Annotated in this window: 17 protein-coding genes; 5 read left to right on the forward strand and 12 right to left on the reverse strand. The window is 69.7% G+C overall.

Features of this window, described 5'->3' with window-relative positions; translation table 11 throughout:
* Positions 1–3: 3 nt before the first annotated feature.
* Together Pph01_RS13645 and Pph01_RS13650 are read left to right on the forward strand one after the other, a co-directional pair.
* Positions 4–1,335 carry an MATE family efflux transporter gene (locus tag Pph01_RS13645; RefSeq protein ID WP_204073418.1) on the forward strand — a complete coding sequence of 444 codons (1,332 nt, stop codon included), beginning with the start codon at positions 4–6 and terminating at the stop codon, positions 1,333–1,335.
* Entirely contained in the window at positions 1,269–2,324 is a 1,056-nt protein-coding gene (locus Pph01_RS13650; protein ID WP_204073419.1) for a hypothetical protein, read from the forward strand. The genes Pph01_RS13645 and Pph01_RS13650 overlap by 67 nt, the downstream gene beginning before the upstream one ends.
* 16 nt (positions 2,325–2,340) lie before the next feature.
* Here the strand turns inward: Pph01_RS13650 and Pph01_RS13655 are convergent, their stop codons facing one another.
* Together Pph01_RS13655 and Pph01_RS13660 are read right to left on the reverse strand one after the other, a co-directional pair.
* Entirely contained in the window at positions 2,341–3,219 is an 879-nt protein-coding gene (locus tag Pph01_RS13655) for a sulfotransferase family protein (protein WP_204073420.1), read from the reverse strand.
* 133 nt (positions 3,220–3,352) lie between these two features.
* Positions 3,353–4,537 carry a substrate-binding domain-containing protein gene (locus Pph01_RS13660; RefSeq protein WP_204073421.1) on the reverse strand — a complete coding sequence of 395 codons (1,185 nt, stop codon included), beginning with the start codon at positions 4,535–4,537 and terminating at the stop codon, positions 3,353–3,355.
* 297 nt (positions 4,538–4,834) lie between these two features.
* Here Pph01_RS13660 and Pph01_RS13665 point away from each other — a divergent pair, with 297 nt between their 5' ends.
* On the forward strand, positions 4,835–5,269 hold the full coding sequence (locus tag Pph01_RS13665) for a cupredoxin domain-containing protein (RefSeq protein WP_204073422.1): 435 nt from the start codon (positions 4,835–4,837) through the stop codon (positions 5,267–5,269).
* Between the two features lie 12 nt (positions 5,270–5,281).
* Here the strand turns inward: Pph01_RS13665 and Pph01_RS13670 are convergent, their stop codons facing one another.
* The 4 genes from Pph01_RS13670 to Pph01_RS13685 are packed head-to-tail and all read right to left on the reverse strand — an operon-like array spanning position 5,282 to position 10,093.
* Positions 5,282–5,968 (reverse strand): SAM-dependent methyltransferase, encoded by a 687-nt coding sequence (locus tag Pph01_RS13670; protein WP_204073423.1) that lies wholly within the window; start codon positions 5,966–5,968, stop codon positions 5,282–5,284.
* Between the two features lie 17 nt (positions 5,969–5,985).
* Entirely contained in the window at positions 5,986–7,230 is a 1,245-nt protein-coding gene (locus tag Pph01_RS13675) for a glycosyltransferase (RefSeq protein ID WP_204073424.1), read from the reverse strand.
* On the reverse strand, positions 7,227–8,654 hold the full coding sequence (locus tag Pph01_RS13680; protein WP_204073425.1) for an O-antigen ligase family protein: 1,428 nt from the start codon (positions 8,652–8,654) through the stop codon (positions 7,227–7,229). The genes Pph01_RS13675 and Pph01_RS13680 overlap by 4 nt, the downstream gene beginning before the upstream one ends.
* Positions 8,651–10,093: a hypothetical protein gene (locus Pph01_RS13685; RefSeq protein ID WP_204073426.1), complete on the reverse strand. Its 1,443-nt coding sequence runs from the start codon at positions 10,091–10,093 to the stop codon at positions 8,651–8,653. Before Pph01_RS13685 ends, Pph01_RS13680 begins: the two co-directional genes overlap by 4 nt.
* Positions 10,094–10,590: 497 nt before the next feature.
* Between Pph01_RS13685 and Pph01_RS13690 the strand changes: the two genes are divergently transcribed.
* On the forward strand, positions 10,591–11,787 hold the full coding sequence (locus tag Pph01_RS13690) for a glycosyltransferase family 4 protein (RefSeq protein WP_204073427.1): 1,197 nt from the start codon (positions 10,591–10,593) through the stop codon (positions 11,785–11,787).
* Positions 11,788–11,846: 59 nt separating this feature from the next.
* Here Pph01_RS13690 and Pph01_RS13695 read toward each other — a convergent pair whose 3' ends face one another.
* The 5 genes from Pph01_RS13695 to Pph01_RS13715 form a co-directional block, all read right to left on the reverse strand.
* Positions 11,847–12,008: a hypothetical protein gene (locus Pph01_RS13695; RefSeq protein ID WP_204073485.1), complete on the reverse strand. Its 162-nt coding sequence runs from the start codon at positions 12,006–12,008 to the stop codon at positions 11,847–11,849.
* A complete protein-coding gene (locus Pph01_RS13700) occupies positions 12,005–12,697 on the reverse strand; it encodes a class E sortase (protein WP_204073428.1) in 693 nt (230 codons plus the stop codon). Before Pph01_RS13700 ends, Pph01_RS13695 begins: the two co-directional genes overlap by 4 nt.
* A gap of 2 nt (positions 12,698–12,699) precedes the next feature.
* The gene (locus Pph01_RS43685) at positions 12,700–13,971 is read right to left on the reverse strand and encodes an HtaA domain-containing protein (RefSeq protein WP_204073429.1); all 1,272 of its coding nucleotides are present in this window, start codon (positions 13,969–13,971) and stop codon (positions 12,700–12,702) included.
* A gap of 261 nt (positions 13,972–14,232) precedes the next feature.
* Positions 14,233–15,138 (reverse strand): DMT family transporter, encoded by a 906-nt coding sequence (locus Pph01_RS13710; RefSeq protein ID WP_239116671.1) that lies wholly within the window; start codon positions 15,136–15,138, stop codon positions 14,233–14,235.
* A gap of 105 nt (positions 15,139–15,243) precedes the next feature.
* Complete coding sequence (locus Pph01_RS13715; RefSeq protein ID WP_204073431.1) at positions 15,244–15,603, reverse strand: VOC family protein; 360 nt, start codon at positions 15,601–15,603, stop codon at positions 15,244–15,246.
* A 137-nt stretch (positions 15,604–15,740) separates the two neighbouring features.
* Here Pph01_RS13715 and Pph01_RS13720 point away from each other — a divergent pair, with 137 nt between their 5' ends.
* Positions 15,741–18,092: a preprotein translocase subunit SecA gene (locus Pph01_RS13720; RefSeq protein ID WP_204073432.1), complete on the forward strand. Its 2,352-nt coding sequence runs from the start codon at positions 15,741–15,743 to the stop codon at positions 18,090–18,092.
* A 70-nt stretch (positions 18,093–18,162) separates the two neighbouring features.
* Here the strand turns inward: Pph01_RS13720 and Pph01_RS43690 are convergent, their stop codons facing one another.
* Positions 18,163–18,792 carry a hypothetical protein gene (locus Pph01_RS43690; protein ID WP_373315654.1) on the reverse strand — a complete coding sequence of 210 codons (630 nt, stop codon included), beginning with the start codon at positions 18,790–18,792 and terminating at the stop codon, positions 18,163–18,165.
* Positions 18,793–19,033: the final 241 nt, after the last annotated feature.

Here is a 19,033-nt window from a genome sequence, read left to right on the forward strand (position 1 = left end):
CCTGTGGAGACCCCGATCCGCCGCAGCAGGCTCGCCTTCACGCCGAAGACCGCATGGGGGCTGGCCGACCAGGCTCTGGCCAGCGCGACCAGCATCGCCCTCACCGTCGTGGTCGCCCGCGTGGTCGACATCGTCGCGCTGGGCGCGTTCGCGATCGCCAACACCCTGTACATGATCGTCCTGAGCTTCTCCCGCACGGTGGTGTCCGAGCCGCTGCTGGTGCGGTTCAGTCACGTGAGCGAGGCGGAGCACCGGCGCGGCACCCGCCAGTCGACGGGGCTCGCGCTGCTGATCGGGGTGGGCGGAGGGGTCCTCCTGCTGGCCGCCCGGCCGCTGTACGGAGGACCCGTCGCCGAGGCGGTGGTCCCGCTGGCGATCTTCCTGCCCGGGCTGCTGCTCAAGGACGCCTGGCGATTCGCCTTCATCGCCGCGGACCGCCCCGGGCAGGCGATCGTCAACGACCTCGTCTGGGCGGCGGGACAGGTCGCCGGGGTCGGCTGGGTCGTCGCCTCCGGCCGTCCCACGCTGTCCGGACTGGTCACGGCTTGGGCCGCTTCGGCCGCTGTCGCGGCCCTCATGGGATCGGCGCAGGCCAGGCTGCTGCCCGCCCCCCTCACAGCGGCGGGCTGGATCGTGAGTCACCGCGACCTGCTGCCGGCCTACCTGGTCGAGTTCCTCGCGAGGATCGGGGGCCGCAACCTGGCCCTGCTCGCCATCGGCGGGGTGACCGGTCTGCCCGCCCTTGGGGCGATCCGTGCTGCCGAGGTCGTGTACGGCCCGCTCAACGTCGTCCTCCAGGCCGGCAACCTGGTCGCCATACCCCAGGCGGTGGGCGCCCTGAAACGATCGGCCACCACGCTCAGGGCGACGGTCACCGCCCAGTCGGCGGGCCTGACCGTGATGGCGGCCTGCTACGCCGCACTGACTCTGGCCCTTCCCGACAGTCTCGGGAGGGCGCTGCTCGGTGGGTCCTGGGACCAGGCCAGGGCCGTGCTGCTGCCGACGGCCCTGATCTATACGGGCGTCGCCGCCATGACGGGCGCGGTCGTGGGGCTGCGCGCCCTCGGCGACAACCGCCGCAGCCCGGTGGTGCGCCTGCTGCTCGTCCCGCTCACCATCGGCTGCGGCGTGGCCGGTGGTCAGCTCTACGGGGCGGTCGGCGCCGTGACGGGCCTGGGCCTGGCCAACCTCGCCGGTGCGGCGCTCTGGATCTGGCAATTCCGCAGTGCGCTCCGCCCTCCAACCGATCAATCTCCCGAGGAGACACGATGGAACTCGTCGAATACGGGCGATGGCATCGCGGGATCATCCTTCCGCTCGCCGCCATCCCGCTGATCGCCGCGATCGGAGGCGCCGCCTGGGCGGTCGCCCAACCGCCCACCTACCGGCACGTCGTCGAGTTGCAGGTGGCCTCGCCCACGGACACGACGGGCGCCGCCATGACCGAGCAGAGCGTCGCCACCTTCCGGACCCTCGTCACCTCGTCCGCGGTCATCGCGACCGTGGCCAAGAAGGCGGACGTCGATCCCGACACGCTGATGAGCGGCCTGTCCACCGAGCGCCCCGACACCGACAACGAGCGCGGAACCGTGGTGCAGGTGATCTACGTCGGGGAGGACGCCCGGCAGGCGGCGGTGATCACGCGGGCGACGGCGCTCGCGGCCGTGGACGATCTGATGCGGCCCTACGTCGCGCAGGCCGAGTCGGAGGTGAAGGGGGCGAAGAAGGCCGCCGGCGACTCGGCGAAGGCCCTGGCCAAGGCCGTCGCCAAGAGCGGTCTGGCGCCCGATCGCTATACGGTGCTCTACGCCGAGATCACCCGGCTGCAGTCCGAGCTCGCCGCTCCCACGGGAGACCGCGATCGCGGCGACATCCTGAAGGCCATCGACGACCGGCAGAAGCAGCTTGCGCGGCTCACCCCGGACCTCGTGCCGTTCATGTCCGTCCAGAACGAGGCCGACCAGGCCAACCGCTACCTGGTCCAGGTCCAGCAGAATCTGCACGACGCGCAGGCGCGCCTGACACAGTCCGAAGCGTCCATCACACCCGTCACGCCCGAAGGGGTGGCCCAGGGCAAGACGTCGCTCGTCGTCCGGGCCGTCGCGATGGCGGGCGGGGTCGGCGCGCTGCTCGCCGTCGTCATCCTGTTGCTCAGGGAACTCCTCCGCCAGCGCCGGCCGGCCACCCACCTGGGTCCCCCGCGGGTCTCCGCCACGCTGGTCGCGCCCTCCCGCACCCCGCCGATCCCGGTGACCCCGCAGGACGTGCGGGTGATCGAGCGCGGCGACCACAACGGCACCACCGACCAGCGCCAGCTTCACTGACGCCCTGCCGTACGGCTCAGCCCTCGTAGCCCAGCCGACGCAGCTGGTCGGCGAGGCTGCGATCGAGCAGGGCGACCTGATCGGGAGCGAGGTCACGGCGGAAGGCGTCGGCTCTGCCCCCGGAGAAGGAGTATCGGGCGAAGCCGCGCTCGAAACCCGGTGTCCAGGCGAGGCCGAGGAACTCGAGGATCACCTCGAAGTGCTTGCGCGGGCTCGCGACGACGTCCTCGTAGCGGATCTCGAGCCACGCGTCGTCCGGCAGCGCCTCACGGGCCGTGGCGTAGGCGTCGATCAGGTGCTTCCATGCGATCCCCGCGAGGTGGGCCTGGGAGCGCCCGGCGGCGTGCCACTCCTTCTCGTACGGCTCGGGCAGCGGCCCGAAGTGCCAGCCCGCCGGGCCGAGGTGGCCGCGCCACCAGGGCATCTGCAGCCACGAGTTCGCCACCGCGCGGCCGTCACGCACGATGTGGACGTAGCGGGCCTGCGGGAAGACCTCGCTGAGGAAACCCGTGCGCGGCCAGCCGGTGAGCTTGTGGACGTAGGCGGGGGCGCCCTCGTCGGCGGCCCGGCGCTCGAAGAAGGCCCTGGTGCGCTCGGCGAGCCAGGGAGTCACGTCGCCGGCGAGCAGATCGCGGAACGGGTCCACGAGCAGGGGTGAGACCTCGCGCGCGAGCGCGGTGTAGGCCTCGGACGGCGCGTAGCGCAGGCGCCCCTTGGTGGTCAGTCGCGGCGGCACCCTGCGGTAGATGGCGCCGCTGCGCCGGCGGATCCAACGCGGGCAGCGCGCGTACCGGTCGTCGACGTTGGAGACGAACCCCACGTCGGGATGCCGGGCCACCACCTCGTGAACGAGGGTCGAGCCGCAACGTCCGGTGCCGACGATGAAACCGAGCACGAGGCTCTCCTTCGATGGAACGTGCGCCGGACCCCGACCGGCCTGTGGCGGCCAGGGGTCCGCCGATACGGCGGAACCGGGCCGGGCTCACGAGAGCCCGGCCCGGAACTGATGTCGCGACCCGCCCCCTACGTCAGTTGACGTCGAAGGTGGTGCACTTGTTGCCGGTCGGGTTGACCTTCACGAAGCCGTTCGCGGTGATCGCCTGGTCGATGGCGACACCCCAGTTACGGTCGACGTTGGCGTTCTCGATGCCCGGGTTGGGGTCGCCGACCGGCTTGCTGTGGAGGGCGTTGGGCTTGCACAGCCAGCCGGCGGGGCCGACGTAGCCGGCGATCCACGGCGGGCCGTTGCGGCGGACGACGTTGAACAGCGTCCGGTTGAACTGGTAGGTGCCGTTCTGGATGGTGGTGGCGGTCGGCGCGATGCCGCCCACGCTGATGAGCGCGGTGTCGGTGCTGCTGCAGTTCGCCTCACCGGTGACGTACTTGCCGTACGACAGGGCCCAGATCGAGCGGCCGCGGTCGGCCTGGGACAGGTTGTTGATCGGAACACAGTTGTTCTCGAACAGCACCTGGCCGCCGGTGGCGGTGACACAGGTGTTCGGGTCGCCGCCGAGGAACGACTGCCACGCCGAGTAGGTGCCGGAGCTGGTCTGGATGCCGTTGACGATGATCGCAGCGTTACCGCCGCCGAACTCGCTCCAGTTGCGGTTGCAGCCGCCGGGGCCCGTACCCAGGAAGATCTCCTTCAGCTGGGCGAGGGTCAGGTTGGCGACACCGTCGGAGGCGCCACCCTTCCACCGCGGGACGGCGACGGCGTCCTTGGCCCAGCCGACGTAGGTCAGCGGGTCCTGGGCGTTCTTGCACTCGTTGGGGATGCTGGCGGGCGCCGAGGAGGACCGCGCGTAGCTGTAGAAGATGGTGCCGGTCAGGCCGTCGTTCTCCTGGCACAGCATGCGCAGGCCCGCACCCGAGCCCTGCGGGAAGTGCTCGACCGCCATCTCGTGGTCGTAGTTCTCAGTGGTGACGGTCGTGGCGGTGTCGGCCAGGCAGGTCCACTGCGGGGTCGCCGGCGGCACGGTGAGGTTGCAACCGGGCGACTGGTTGAACAGCTTGTCCAGGTCCTGCATGGCGAAATAGGTCGTGTCCGACCCGGCGCCGGTCATGGTGAAGTTGAATTTGCCGTCGGAGAACGGGGGCAGCGCCGAGGCGGGGAGGGCGAACGCGCAGATCGCGGCGATCAGCGTGAGCACCGCGGCTACGCGCTTGCCCGTACGGCCAAGACGCGGCTTCTTCTGGTGGATTTCGCCGGACATGAATCCTCAATCCTGTTGGACAGCGAATTGGTACTGCGAAAAAACACCCCCGCGAAAACAGGAGACCTTCCTCGCGAGGGCCGGGAGAGTACGTCGCGACACCTCGAGGATCATCATCGGGACCCGGCCCGCAGCCAACTAACCCCACATGTCCGCCATGAGAACGTACGGCGATAAATATGGGTATCGATGGAGTTGCAACACCGTTCCATTACTTTCCGGTTCGTTTACCGGAAAAGCACTTCACGGATGGGCGGACGGCATTTCCCGACCGGATAGTGCCGTCCCATGAGACGAATGCTGATCACAATGACGGTGGCGATGAGCGGCATTCTCGCTGTGACCGGATGCGCGGTCGGCGAGGTGGACCAGGCGCCCACTCAGCAGCGGACCCGCGCGGTGACCTCTTCCCCGCTGCCCGCGGCGCCGTCCGACGAGATGGCCGCCGGAAGCCTGGTCAGCATCACCGGCGAGGGCCCGGTGCCCCGGCAGCTCATCGCGGGCACCGGGGAGACGATCTCGTGGCGCAACGACACCGCCAAGACCATCTCCGTCAGGCTCATCGACGGCAGCAAGCCCTCGGGCGACATCCCGCCGGGCGGTGCCTACACCCACATCTTCGACACGGCCGGGTCGTACGCCTACCGGATCGGGAAGTCGGACGATCCGGCAGGCGTCGTGGAGATCATGCCCCAGAGCGACCAGGTGCCGGTGCCGGTCTCGACTCCGTGACGCCTGGCCGGCTCAGTCCGTACGGCAGGCGATGAGCGACTTGGTGAATCCGGCGAAACGCTCGGCGAGCAGCGTGGAGTCCGGAAAGTAGTGTCTCATCTGCGTACGGCTCAGCAGTTCGATCTCCAGCACCATGGGCAGCGCCTCCGCCCGGGTCCGCGGCCGTGTCCCCCACGACAGCGGCCACCTGGTGGCGAAGGCGGTCTGCAGCGGAAGCGGCAGGAACTGGAACATCGGGAACACCCAGTGCGGCTCGATCGGGAAGTAGAGGTAGGGGACCTGCACCCAGTGCCGGTCCGACAGCCGGTGGACGGAGTCGGCGAACCTCCTGCGCATCTCGTGCCCGCCGACATGCTCCATCACCGAGTTGGAGAAGACCAGGTCGAACCGGCGATCCCTCAGGTGACCGGGCAGGTCGCAGGCGTCGCCCAGTTCCACCGTCACCCAGTCGGGAACCTCGTCCACCGGCGGCTCGAAATTGATCAGGTGGACGTGCTTCGGCCGTTTGGGGGCGCGGGTCCACGTGCGCACGGTGCCGCCGAGGTCGATGACCTCCATCCGCTCCAGATCCGGGAAACGCTCCAGCAACATCCCCATCCGCCGCGTCCTGAGACGGGTGTTCAGCGAGCCGGGCCGGCCGATGAGGACCTCCCGCATCCGTCTTCCCAGGTCAGGGCGAGTTTCGTCGGCCACTGCCATGTCCACTCCCTTGGATGTCATGTCGTCTGGGTCTCCCTGACGCGGCGGGCCTCGGCATAGATCTCCCCGACCGCCCTCAGGTGGCTCTCCGGTGAGTACCGGGAGTTCGCCATCGCGCGTGCCGACTTGCCCATCGCCAGGCTCCGCTCCGGGTCGCGCAGCAGCGCGAGCGCCGCCGACGCCAGTTCCATGGGCTCGTCAGGCGGGATCAGCCGCCCGGTCGCGCCGTCGATGACCAGCTCGGAGACCCCGCCGAGTGAGGTGCCGATCACCGGCACTCCGCACGAGTAGGCCTCGAGGATCGTCATCGGCTGGTTCTCGTACCAGCGGGAGGGGACCAGCAGCGCCGTGGCGGAGACCAGGAGGTCGAGGACCTCCTGCCGCGATATCCGGCCCAGGAACCGCACCCGGCCGGGCGCGACCTGCTCGGCCAGCCGTTCCAGGTTCGCCCGCTCCGGTCCGTCGCCGGCGACGACGAGCCGCGAGTCGGCGCCGAGCAACCCCATCGCGCGGATCGCCGTGTCCACGCCCTTGGTCTCGTGCAGCCGTCCCACGCAGACCAGGGGGCCGCCCGGCTTCGACTTCGGCGTCACCCCGCTGGGGCCGGCGAAGTTGCTCAGCACGCGCAACCGGTCCGGGTAGATCCCGGCCCGGGTCAGCTGCCCGGACAGGAACTTGCTCGGGCTGATGAAGACGTTCACCGCGTCGTAGGCGCCGTACCGGCGGTGCAGCCAGGTCTCGGCCGCGAGCATCGCGCTCGCCCCGAGCGAGTCGTCCTTGCACCTGCGCCGCACCGCCTCACGCAGGTCGCCGTCCACACATGCCGTACAGACCTTGCCGTGGTCGAGGAAACTGTAGGTCGGGCAGGCCAGCTTGTAGTCATGCAGCGTCATGACCACGGGGACGCCCGCGTCCCGCAGCGCGGCCACCACGGAGGGTGAGAGCTGGTGGTAGACGTTGTGCAGGTGGGCGACGTCGGGTGCGAACTCCTCGATGACCCGGGCCATCCCGCGTCTGGCGCTCGTCGACCACAACATCCGGCCGGCTCCCCTGGCCATCGCGATCGGGTTCTTCGGCATCGGGTTCATCTCCAGATGCCGCGGGAAGTGCCCCTCGTACTCCGAGGTGATGTTGTCCGGATGGCGCATCGCGAAGAAGGCGACCTCCTTGCCCGCCTTCACCTGCATCTCAGCGAGGTCCAGCATGTACGCCTCCGCCCCACCCCGCCGGTAGAGGAACTTGTTGACGTGCAGGACCTTCACTCTGTCTCCCTCCCGGGCGCCCCTATGCGAAGGGCCAGCCCGGCGAACACCGCCTGGTACCACATGACCGCGACGGCGGTCATCGTGTTGTCGGTCAGCGACGACACCGCGAGGGCGGCCACGCAGGCGACGCCACCCACCGCGATCCCCCGGTCCAGGTTCACCGCGGGCGCCCCGTGCCGGGGGCTCGTGGCTCGCACCGCGCGCCGCGCGGACAGGAACAACGCGGTCAGCAGGCCGACGTACGCCAGCAGGCCGACGACCCCCGACTCGACGAGCGCCCGCACGTAGTCGTTGTGCATCTCCTTGTAGAGGAGAAGGCGGGTGGTCCCGAGGCCGGTTCCGGTGACCGGATTCCCCGGCAGGAGTCCGAGTGCCTCGCCCCAGTGGTCGATGCGCCACACGAGGGAGTTGGCCTCACGGCCTCCCGCCGTGTACGACTGCGACAGGTCGGAGAACCGGTTCAGCACCGACGGGACCGCCACGAGCACACCCACGACGACGACGCCGAGCGCGTAGAGGACACGGCGGTCCTGGAGCAGCCCCACGACGACCACACCGACGAGCGCGGAGATCCACGCGCCACGCGAACCGGTCGCGAGCAGAGCGGCGCCGAGGCCGGCGACCAGCACGAAGAGCGCGATCCTGGCCCGCCCGGGCACATGCCACAACAAGGCCACACCCATCGTCAGGAGCGTGTAGCAGAAGTCGCCGAGCGAGTTGGGATGCCAGAAGGTGCCGACGGGCCGTAGCAGGCCGTCGAGATCCACCAGTCCGTTGCCGGTGACGACCTGATAGATCGTCACCAGAATCGGGATCACCGCGGAGGCAAACACCGCGACGAGAATCGGGACGGTACGGCTCCGGTCGTCGGACACGAGCCGTTCGACCACCAGGATCATGATGATGAAGGCGCCGATGCGCAACACTTCGCCCGCGCTCACCGCGGGGGCCCGGGAACCGAGCAGGCTGAGCAGCGAGGCTCCGAAGAAGGCCGCGACCGCGAGGGGCAACGCGGGGTGCGGCCTGGCCGCGGCCGGCCTGCGTCCCTGCACGATGAGCCAGACCAGGCCCGCGCCGATGAACAGCGCGCCCAGCATCGAGGAGGGGTCGAACAGGCTGGACGCCGACCGGGCGCCGCCGTCGTCGACCGTGTCGCCGACGGCGGCGAGCTTGGTCGCGTCCAGGCTCGCCCGGATCGCCAGGACGATGATCAGGAACAGGGTGAACCGCGTGATGGCCACGACGACCAGCGCGAAGGCCATCGCCAGCGCGATCGGCAGGACCACGGCCGTACGGGACGCCCCGGAGGCGAAACTGATCCCGCTGTAGATGGCCAGCCCGATCGCGGGGACGCTGACGAGGACCAGTCCTCTTTCGAGGGAAATGCGGACACGGCTGCCCGAAGCGGTGTGCGGGATCACGCCGCCTCCAGCCATCCGAGGCCGGCCGAGGCCGGGACCGAGACGATGAGGGGATCGGCGCCCACGTCGAGCGTCCCGCTCGTCCAGTCCCGCGACCGGCCGTCGGGCAACGTCGTGACGGTGATCGAGGACGCGCCCGCCGGTCTGGGCAGCGATATCGGGCTCCCGCCGGCGCTCCAGAGCACCAGCGTCGTCGTGGCCCCCTGGCCGGCGATGCCACCGTTCAGGCCCTGGCGCGTCACCGGACGCCAGGTCCCCGTCGCGAAGTGCTTCCTGAATTCCTCGAGGACGGTCTTGGCGGGGCGGGCCGCGCCGTCGTCGCCGAACAACCCCCGCCAGTGCTCGGTCGCGACGACCGCGCTGTCAGGGCTGTAATCGAGCGGCAGGTAGACGAGGCGATCGACTCCGCGGGCGAGGAGCACGGCGAGCAGTTTGGCGGTCTCGACCCCGTGGCGCACGGGATCGTAGTCCGCGCCCGGCCAGTAGAAGCCCAGTTCCCATGCCTCGATGGGCATGCCGGCCGGCACTCTGCCGCGGATGTAGTCGATCACGTCGGCCGCCGCCGCCCAGCCCGCGTAGTAATGCAACTGGAAGATGTCGAAGACCCCGGCCTGGTCGAGCTCCAGGTTCGCGGCGTGTGCGGCGAGGGCGCGCTGGGCCCGTGGCAGCGCGAAGGCCGCGCGCAACTCGTCGGCGGTGGTCGCCGGCGGAAACCCGCCGTCCCCACGCCCCGCGTAGAAGTCCCGGTAGAAGGTGAGAGCCTGATCGGCCCGGCCCGCGTCGAGGAGGGCCTTCGAGACCGCGATCCCGTAACTCGCGCTTGTCAGCCCCACGTCGAGGACTCGGGCCTGCACGTCCGCCTGCCGTACGGCCTGCGCCCCGGCACGGCCCACCTCCCGGTAGGCGAGAGGGTCGACACCCCACATGTTGTTGGCGTCGATCTCGTTCTCTATGCCGTAGAGGTGCACGCCCAGGGGCGCGTACCTGGCCACGAGGTCACGGACGAAGGACTGGTAGGCCGCCGTGTCCACGGGCGGGAAGGAGACGGCCATCCTCGGGCGCCGGGCCGTCGGCTGTCCGCTCGCCCAGCAGGCGCCGACGCGGATACGCAGCATCACGCGGTAGCCGTAGGAGAGCAGGTCGGTCACGACGCGGTCGTCGAGCCACCAGTTCCGCTCCCCCTGCCGCGGCTCGACCGCACACCAGACGATCTCGTGGAAGGTCGCGCCGCCGCCGTACTCCTCGATCACCGGGTCGTCAGCGGTCGGCGGATGGCGATAGCCGTCCCACTTCAGGCCGAACGGCTGCTCGGGGAGAACCTTGGCAGGCGCCTTCGTGGGGGCGGAGGCGGCGGAACCGATCCGTCCAGGATCGGCGACACAGCCGGCGCCACATAAGACGGCCAGGATCACGAATAAGGCCGTAGCCCCCCGGATCACGCTCGCTCCCTCCTGACAGACAGCCTTTTATAGCGCCATATGTCAGGTTTTAGCAGTCTCAATTAGGCGAACCGCCGGATACCTGGAGGCAACTGACAGGCGACGAAAAGTTTCCTGCCTCCCTAGAGAACAAGGTATGCCACACAAAAGCGACAAAAAGCATTAACAGGGACAGTTCGCCTTGACTTTTCGCGCGTTAAGTGCATGTTGCGCCGACACGCATCCCTGGGCCCCGCATACCCAGCTCACGGCCGATGCGAGCAGGCGTCTTTATAGCCGCTTTATGACATGTTGATCTACTAAAAGCGGTCTCACATATGAACGTCGAGTAAATGGCCGGGAGCTCTCTCCAGCGGTGCGCATCGGAGCGGTCGAAGGAGCTAACCGATGGTGAAGAGCACGGAAATACCCCAATTCCCCCTTTTCGTGCCCTGTCGCATTCCCTAGCGTCCAGGCCAGAGACGCCTTACTCGTTTCCTTATATGAGGGGTTCGGGCATGCCCGTCGCCGACACGTCAGGGTCCATCGCATATTCCCCAGTCGCCGCCGATCACCGGCCGCTCCGCATCGCCATGATCGGCCAGCGTGGTCTGCCGGCCACGTTCGGCGGTGTCGAGCATCACGTCGCCCACCTGGGCCGGCGGCTCGCCGCCCGGGGCCACCAGGTCACCGTCTACTGCCGCGACAACTATGTGCCCGAGCGCCGAGACGCCCTGGACGGCATGCGGCTGCGCCATATGCCCACGGTGGGCACCAAGCATCTCGACGCGCTCGCCCACAGCCTGGTCTCGACGATGGCCGCCGTGGGAGCGGGACACGACATCGTCCACTACCACGCGCTCGGCCCGGGCCTGTGCGCCCCGCTCCCCCGCTATCTCTCCGGGGCCCGGGTCGTGCAGACCATCCACGGGCGCGACGACCGCCGCCAGAAATGGGGCGGCACCGCCAAGGCCGTCCTACGCAGCGCGCGATGGCTGAGCGAGCGCGTCCCCGACGCGGTGATCGGCGTCTCTCGTGAGATAAGCGAGGAGTACGTGGCCGCTCGCGACCGCCTCACCGTCTACATCGCGAACGGGGTCGAGCGACCGGCGCCCACGATCTCTCCCCGTCCCGTGCTGGATCGCGGACTGCGCCCTGGACGGTACGTGCTGTTCGTGGGACGGCTCGTGCCCGAGAAGGCCGTAGATGTCCTCATCAAGGCGTTCAGCGGCGTGCCCGGCGACATCCGGCTCGCGATCACGGGCGGATCGTCGTTCACCGACGACTACGTCTCGAACCTGCACGACCTCGCGGCGGCCGACCCCCGGGTCCACATGCTCGGTTACGTCTACGGTGAGGAGCTGGCCTCCCTCTACCGCCACGCGGCCGTCTACGTGCAACCCTCATACCTGGAGGGACTGCCGCTCGCGCTCCTGGAAGCGGCGTCGTACGGCCTGCCGACGATCGCCAGCTCCCTCGGCTGTCACCGCGAGGTCATCGCGGAGGAGGGACCAGGTGGCCGGCTGTTCGACCAGGGCGACGAGCGCCACCTCCGCGAGGTGCTGACGCAGGTCCTGGCGAATCTCGACCATGAGGCGGAGCACGGGCGGATTCGAGGCGAGGACGTGCTCAGGCGCTATTCCTGGGACGTGGCCGCGGACATGACCGAGGCGCTCTACCACCGGGTGCTCGCCGGCTCGCGACGGGACCGGTGACCGCTCCGGTCCCATCCTCTCCTGTCCTCGGACGGCTCGCCGGGCCGGTCACGGGCCGGTCACGGGCCGACGGTGACCTCGTCGAGCCCCAGAACGGCCTCGGCCATCGGGAACACGGCGAACCACAACACGGCGAGCACGACGACCACGAGAAGCACCGCGGTCGCCAGCTTGCCCAGGAACCTCCCGGGCAGCCTCGCCCAGATCCACGGGTAGATCACGGTGCCTCCTTCAGCTCCGCCGGACGGCCCTGCGATCTCGCCTGCGTGCGATCGAGCTCCGCGAAGACCACCAGCCGCTGCCAGTTCTGCAGCTTCGGGTTACAGGTGGTCAGCGTCAGCATCGCCGTCCGTGGCCGCCCGCCCGGGTGGAAGGGATCGGGATCGATGACCTCGACCTGCGTGGGCAACACCTTGCGCCGGCCCACCACCCGATAGACGTACCAGCCCGTCTTGGTCTCCGCCACGATGGCGTCTCCGTCACGCAGCCGGTCGATGTCCCAGAACACCGAGGGGATCCGGTGTCCCGCGATCGCCATGTTGCCGACCTGACCGGGCCTTGCCGTACCGGGGTAGTGGCCTGGCCCCTTGCGCAGGTCGTCGGTGGTGACGCCCTCCATGACCGCCCACTTGCGATTCAGCTTCGGGATGTGAACGCGCGCGATCGGCTGCCCCGCCACCGGTGCGGCGGAGCCGGGTTCCTGCCACTGCCGGTCGAGCACGGTGTCCACCTGGTCCTGCGCCGCCTCGATGCGCCACGACCTGCCGTAGAACTCGTAGGCGGCGAAGAGACAGACGATCAGGCCCAGGGTGATCAGGATCTCGCCGACGCCACGGACGACCGGTCGCCAGGACGGCTCCCAGAACTCGTCGTCCACCACGCCGGTCGTAGCGGGCCGGTCGATGAGCACGATCAGAAGTCGTCCGCGACGTAGCCGCCGCGACGGGCGATTCTCAGGGTGAACACCCCGCCCACGATGAGGGCGACGCCCGCCATCGTGAGAGGAACGATGGAATCGTCACCGGTCTTGGCGAGCGTGTTGGAGCCGGAGGCCGCGACGGTGGTGTACGTCGTGGAGGGCCCGCCGTCGGTGGGGGTCTCCGACGGGCTCTCCGACGGGCTCGCGGACGGCGAGGCGCAGGGGGACTCCGAGGGAGTGGCGGACGGGCTCTCACTCGGTGTGGTGCTCGGCGTGGCGCTCGAGCTCGGTGTGGTGCTCGGAGTCGCGCTCTCACTCGGTGAGGTACTCGGAGTCGCGCTCTCACTCGGTGAGGTACTCGGCGTGGCGCTCGAGCTCGGTGAGGTACTCGGAGTCGCGCTCTCACTCGGTGAGGTACTCGGAGTCGCGCTCTCCGACGGAGTCGTGCTGCTCGACGGAGTCGCGCTGCTCGACGCGCTCGGCGACGGGCACGGCGACGTCGATGGCGACGTCGATGGCGAAGCCGACGGCGACCCGCTGGAGCTCGCCGACGCGCTCGGGGTGGGGCTCTCCGCGGCCAGCGCGAGGGCCAGCTCACGCTGGGCGGCGGGATCGGCGTGCTCGCTGACGGTGATGTCGAGCGAGACGGGCTTGAGCGAACCCGAGGTGACGAGCGGCACCAGAGCCTTCGCCGCCTCCTCTGTCAATGTCGCCGTCATTCCGGTCCAGCTCACCGACCGCGACCCGACCTGCGGCCGGGGCGGGCCCAGTCTCGCCACATCGGTCACGGCGTCGGACGTGCCCGTCGGCTCCAGGGTTCGGGCGCCGGAAGCCGCTGCGGCGACGGTCGCTTGGAGCACGGACCTCTCGCCGTCGACGAGAATCCGCGGGGCGGCGACGGACACGGTCCGATGCGCGACAGTGAGGGTCACGGAGCCCGTATAGGTCACCACCGCGCGCCCGGTGGCGGGATCGAACGCGCCGCCCTCCGCGGTAAAGCGCACAGCGCCGTCGGAGAGCCTTGCCGCGCCGCCGGCGACCTCGATCTTCGCCTTGTCGGCGGCGGACCCGTCTCCCGGCTGACTGAGCACGTCGCTCACCGCCCAAGTGAGTGTGCCGCCCGTCACCGTTCTGGCTGTGGGAATGTCCGACGCGCTCGCGGCCATGGCTCCCAGCGTGGCCATGGCTCCGAAGGCGAGTTGCGCGACAGCGAGCACGGTCAGGTTGCGTGCGCGTCGTCGCCGGCTTGCACGTACACCATTCATAACCAACCACCACAGATAGGACGGACCCAGGGCCTGAAGCCCGGCAAACCCCGGCCGCCCATCGGTCGGCCTCTCAGACTTAGCGGGAGTACTGATCGCGATTTGCCGGGCAGCCGCAGGCTCGCCTGCGATGGTTAATCTCGAGGGCTGGAACGGTGGCCGCCCGATGTTGCCGCTGTGAAGCGTGGCCACCGAGGTGAACGGCGCATTCTTCCAGGAGAACGACAGGTGTCTCCGGGAAGACCGGAGACACGGAATCGGTCAATCAGCACGAACCACCGGACGGAGCCGGGTCGCCTCGACCGCGCCGGGCCCTGCTTCGGGGATCGCTCCTGTGGCCGCTTCCGGAACGGCCTGGGTGTGATCGGGCGCCATCCGGCCCAGGGTTATGGTCCCTGCTATGAGGACGGTGGCCGCCGCCAGGGCGGGGATCACGTTCTCCGCCCCCGTCGGGAGCGACTCACCGAGCAGCACGGCTCCGGCCGTCACCGAGGTGATGGGGTCCACCACCTGGACCCCGGCGTAGGCGATGCCGAAGTAGCCCACGGCGTACGACTTCTGCAGCAGCACCACGGCGCAGACCAGCAGCACCGGGATCGCGAGGGTGAACCAGGTGAGCAGCCGGGTGAGGTCGCCGCCGAGCCCGCCGCCCACGACCCGGACGAACGTGGACACCGTCGCGGTGACCGAACCGGCGCCGATCGCCATCAGCAGCGCCTTGAAGGGGCCGCGCAGCCAGCGTGCGATCAGGAACGTGACCGCGACGATCGCCCCGACGGTCGCGATCAGCCCGATGGCGGCCCGGTTCGACAACACCGGCGTCACGTTGTGAGCCGGGACGAGCAACATCAGGCCGAGCAGCCCCGCCGCGACCGCGACCGAGCCGATGATCTCGGCCCGGTGCGGCCGCCTGCCGTGGAGCCACGCCGCGAGCGGGACGGCGAACACGAGCGTCGCCACGCTCACCGGCTGCACGACGACGAGCGGCGCGATGCTGAGTGCGAGCGCGTGGAGGGACGCGCCCGTGAAGCCGATGACGCCGCCGATCCACCAGCGCGGCCGCCTCACCAGCTTGAGCGTGGCGCCCGCGCTGACCGCCTCGCGCTGCTGGATCGCGGCGCCGAGGGCGTAGCCCAAGGCTCCGATGAGGGCGATCGAGATTCCCATCAAGATCATGGGCGCCGGCCGGGGAGTCGCGAGTCGAGGGTCACCACGCAAGCTTAGGGACAAAGGTCACTGTCCCGGCCGCCTGATCACTCGACCCGCATGAAGTCATGACCTTTCCGGACAGACGCAAAACAGATGGCCCTCGGGGTCCGCGAGGACGATCCACCCGTCGCCGGGCTGGAACTCGGGCTTGCTCGCGCCCAGTTCGAGGTACTCCTGGACGGCCTTGGCCACGTCCGGCACCCGAAAGTCGAGGTGGAACTGCTTGTCGGGCCCCGGCCACGAGGCCGGCTTCCGGTCGGGCACGCGCTGGAAGTAGACGGAGGTGTTGCCGTCGCCGATTCCGGCGTACTCGTCCTCCGCGTACTGCACCTCGAACCCGGTGATCTTGGCGTAGAACTCGGCCAGCTTCTTGGGCTCGGCGCAGTCGACGGTGACGGCGATGAGTTTCGCGATGGTTGTCATGCGCGCCATACTTCCGGCCATACCTGTCAACCTCTGACAGTAATGCCGGGGTGCCCGGTCAGGTTGTGAGACCGGGATAGTGGCACCATGAACCGGGCAGACGGAACCAGTCCGGCAGGTGAGTCGTTGGAGCGAGCATGGCCTCGGTAGCTGACTTCGTCAGGCGTTTTCTCGACAGGCCGGGAAGCATCGACCTGACGCCGTTCCAGCGGACGGTCGAGCAGGCCGGGAAACTCGAGGCCGAGGTGCGCGAGCGCGCCGAGCTCCGTCCGGGCGAGGTGGGCACGCCGGAGTTCTGCGCCGTCATGCGCGAGGCCGCCCGCCGCGCGCTCGGCGAGCGGCCCTTCGACGTCCAGCTCGTCGGCATGCTGGCCATGCTGGAGGGCCATGTCGTGCAGATGGCCACCGGCGAGGGCAAGACGCTGGCCGGCGCCCTGAGCGCCGCCGGATTCGCACTCCAGGGCAAGCGCGTCCACGCCGTGTCGGTCAACGACTACCTCGCGCGCCGCGACGCCGAGTGGATGCGGCCCCTGTTCGAGATCCTGGGCCTCACCGTCGGCTGGATCTCCGAGACCTCGACGCCCGAGGAGCGCCGGGACGCCTACGCGAAGGACGTCACCTACGCCGCGGTGAGCGAGCTCGGCTTCGACGTGCTCCGCGACCGCCTGGTGACCGATCCCGCCGCGCTGATCGTCCCGGCGCCGCAGGTCGCGCTGGTCGACGAGGCCGACTCCGTGCTCGTCGACGAGGCCCGGGTGCCGCTGGTGCTGGCCGGCGCCGCCGATCCCGGTACGGCGGTCCCGGAGATGGCCGCGCTGGTCCGGCGGCTGTCCCGCGGCTACCACTACAAGATCGACCAGGAGGGCCGGAGCGTCTTCCTCACCACCAAGGGGACCGACACGGTCGAGAAGGCCCTCGGCGTCGATCTCTACGAGGATCCGAGCGTGGTGACCGAGGTCAACCTGGCCCTGCACGCGCACGCGCTGCTCACCCGTGACGTCGACTACATCGTGCGGGACGGGCGCGTCCACCTGATCAACCAGTCGCGCGGGCGCGTCGCGCTCCTGCAGCGGTGGCCTGACGGGCTCCAGGCGGCGGTGGAGGCCAAGGAGAAGCTCCCCGCGTCGGAGACCGGGGAGATCCTCGACTCGCTGACCATTCAGGGCCTGCTGCGCCGCTATCCGCAGATCTGCGGCATGACCGGTACGGCCGTCGCCGTCGGCGAGCAACTCCGCGAGTTCTACGACCTCAAGGTCGCCGTGATCCCGCCCAACAAGCCGTGCATCCGGGTGGACGAGCCCGACCGGATCTTCGCCACGGCGGACAGCCGCCAGGAGGCGCTGCTGGACGAGATCGCCGCCCAGCACGCCACCGGCCGTCCCATCCTGATCGGCACGCTCGACGTCGCGGAGTCCGAGCGCCTCGACGAGGCGCTCCGTGCCCGGGGCCTGCGGCCGGTGGTGCTCAACGCCAAGAACGACGCCGAAGAGGCGGCGATCATCGCCAGGGCCGGCGCACGCGGCACGATCACGGTCTCCACCCAGATGGCAGGTCGCGGCACCGACATCAGGCTCGGCGGCCGGCCGGCAGCTGACGACGAGACCGATGGGGGCTCCGCCGAGCAGCCGAAGGAGCACTCCCCCGAGGATTCCGCAGAGCGTTCTTCGGAGCACTCTTCGGAGGGGTCTTCGGAGCGGGAGGTGGCGGAGCTCGGGGGGCTCTACGTCATCGGCACCGGGCGGCACGACAGCAGCAGGCTTGACGACCAGCTCCGCGGCCGGGCCGGGCGGCAGGGCGACCCCGGCGGCTCGGTCTTCTTCGTCAGCGGCGAGGACGAGTTGCTCACGGCGTACGCGGCCGAGGAGTCCCTCCCCGCCGGCGACCCCGACGGGGTCGTACGGCAGAAGCGGGCGGCGGAGCTCGTCGGGCACGCCCAGCGGGTGGCGGAGGGCGTCAATCTGGAGATCCACCGCAACACCTGGCGCTACACCCGGCTCATGGAGGAGCAGCGGACGCACATCCTCGAACTGCGTGACCGGGTCCTCAACGGCGACACCGCGGCGGAGGCGCTGCGTGAGGCGTTCCCCGACCGCTTCCGCGAGCTGAGCGAGGCCGTCGGCACCGAGGTCGTCGAGCAGGCCTGCCGGCAGATCGTGCTGTTCCATCTGGACAGGTGCTGGACCGAGCATCTCGGTTATCTGTCGGACCTCCGCGAGGGCATCCACCTGCGGGCGCTCGGGCGGCTCAACCCGCTCGACGAGTTCAACCGCGAGGCGGCGCCCGCCTACCGCAGCCTGCTCGACGAGGTCGAGCAGCGGGCGAAGGAGACGTTCGAGACGGCCGACGTCACCGGCGACCTGGCCGACCAGGGACTCAAGCGGCCCACCGCGACGTGGACGTACCTGGTCCAGGACAACCCGTTCGGCTCCGACTGGGACCGCGTCCTGCAGCGCGTGGCGGGGGCACTGAAGCGCCGGCGCAAGAAGTAGGCGGGCGCTCCCGCCCTCACGGCCTGCGAAGCGCGTTCACGTACGGCTAGCGGGGGGCGGCGACGCGCGTTCACGTACGGCGAGCGGCGCGGCGAAGCGCACTCCTGCCCGCCGCCGCCGCGACCGCGCAGACGATGAGAGCGGCCGAGATCTCGGGACAGGGGACGACGGGCTCGGAGTAGGGCCCCGAGGCCGACACCGCGCTGAAGCCAGGAGCGGCCGAGGCGCCGTCGTCGGCCGAGGCCGCCGGGGAGACGGAGCCCGCCGGGGAAGCCTGGGAATCCGGGGAAGCTCCGGCGGGCGGGGACGCCGGTGAGACCGCGGCGGCGGGGGAGGCCGCGGCGGACGGGCAGACGATCACCGGCCCGTTGGGCGAGTCGTCGTGGACGCCGTAGGCCCCGGTCGAGAAGGGCCGCGGGGTGGCCTTCTTACCCAGGCCCGAGCCCCACTCGGTGACGACGTAGGTGACCGAGATGTGGCCTGCTCCGCCGTTGCCCTCGACGGTCAAGGAGGAGCCGTCCCATGTGCCGCCGGTCAGGTAGGCGAAGGTCTTGCCGTCGAGGTCGATCATCACGCCGTTGTCCGACGGGATGCCGGGCCCACGGTCACCGATGAAGAACTCCGCCTTCTTGCCCTGGTAGACGACATAGCCCTTGGTCCCCAGGGGCCAGCTCGGGCTGGCCGCGAGGCCTTTCTGCATCGGCTTCCCCGAGGCGGGGCTGCCGGTGTCTCCGTTGACGCCCGATCCGTCGTCCCAGAAGTAGGAGGCGGTCGTGGTGCCCTTGATCAGCGGCTGCTCGGTGCAGCCGGACGGGGTCTGTACGGGGCTCTGGGGAGGCTGTGCCGCGATGCTGGAAATGGGGGATCTCCTGACTGGTCACGGTTGAGTAATCGGACATTAAGCCAAGAACAACTCAAACCCCAAGCTGTCGCCACGAAAT

The sequence above is a fragment of the Planotetraspora phitsanulokensis genome (genome assembly GCF_016863295.1).
Classification (GTDB): Bacteria; Actinomycetota; Actinomycetes; order Streptosporangiales; family Streptosporangiaceae; genus Planotetraspora; species Planotetraspora phitsanulokensis.

What these genes read in the sequence shown, in the direction of transcription:
- Pph01_RS13650 (WP_204073419.1), top strand. Translation starts at nt 1,269, where the DNA reads ATGGAACTCGTCGAATACGGGCGATGGCATCGCGGGATCATCCTTCCG.
- Pph01_RS13660 (WP_204073421.1), bottom strand. Translation starts at nt 4,537, where the DNA reads ATGTCCGGCGAAATCCACCAGAAGAAGCCGCGTCTTGGCCGTACGGGC.
- Pph01_RS13665 (WP_204073422.1), top strand. Translation starts at nt 4,835, where the DNA reads ATGCTGATCACAATGACGGTGGCGATGAGCGGCATTCTCGCTGTGACC.
- Pph01_RS13670 (WP_204073423.1), bottom strand. Translation starts at nt 5,968, where the DNA reads ATGGCAGTGGCCGACGAAACTCGCCCTGACCTGGGAAGACGGATGCGG.
- Pph01_RS13690 (WP_204073427.1), top strand. Translation starts at nt 10,591, where the DNA reads ATGCCCGTCGCCGACACGTCAGGGTCCATCGCATATTCCCCAGTCGCC.
- Pph01_RS43685 (WP_204073429.1), bottom strand. Translation starts at nt 13,971, where the DNA reads ATGAATGGTGTACGTGCAAGCCGGCGACGACGCGCACGCAACCTGACC.
- Pph01_RS13710 (WP_239116671.1), bottom strand. Translation starts at nt 15,138, where the DNA reads ATGGGAATCTCGATCGCCCTCATCGGAGCCTTGGGCTACGCCCTCGGC.
- Pph01_RS13715 (WP_204073431.1), bottom strand. Translation starts at nt 15,603, where the DNA reads ATGACAACCATCGCGAAACTCATCGCCGTCACCGTCGACTGCGCCGAG.
- Pph01_RS13720 (WP_204073432.1), top strand. Translation starts at nt 15,741, where the DNA reads ATGGCCTCGGTAGCTGACTTCGTCAGGCGTTTTCTCGACAGGCCGGGA.
- Pph01_RS43690 (WP_373315654.1), bottom strand. Translation starts at nt 18,792, where the DNA reads ATGCAGAAAGGCCTCGCGGCCAGCCCGAGCTGGCCCCTGGGGACCAAG.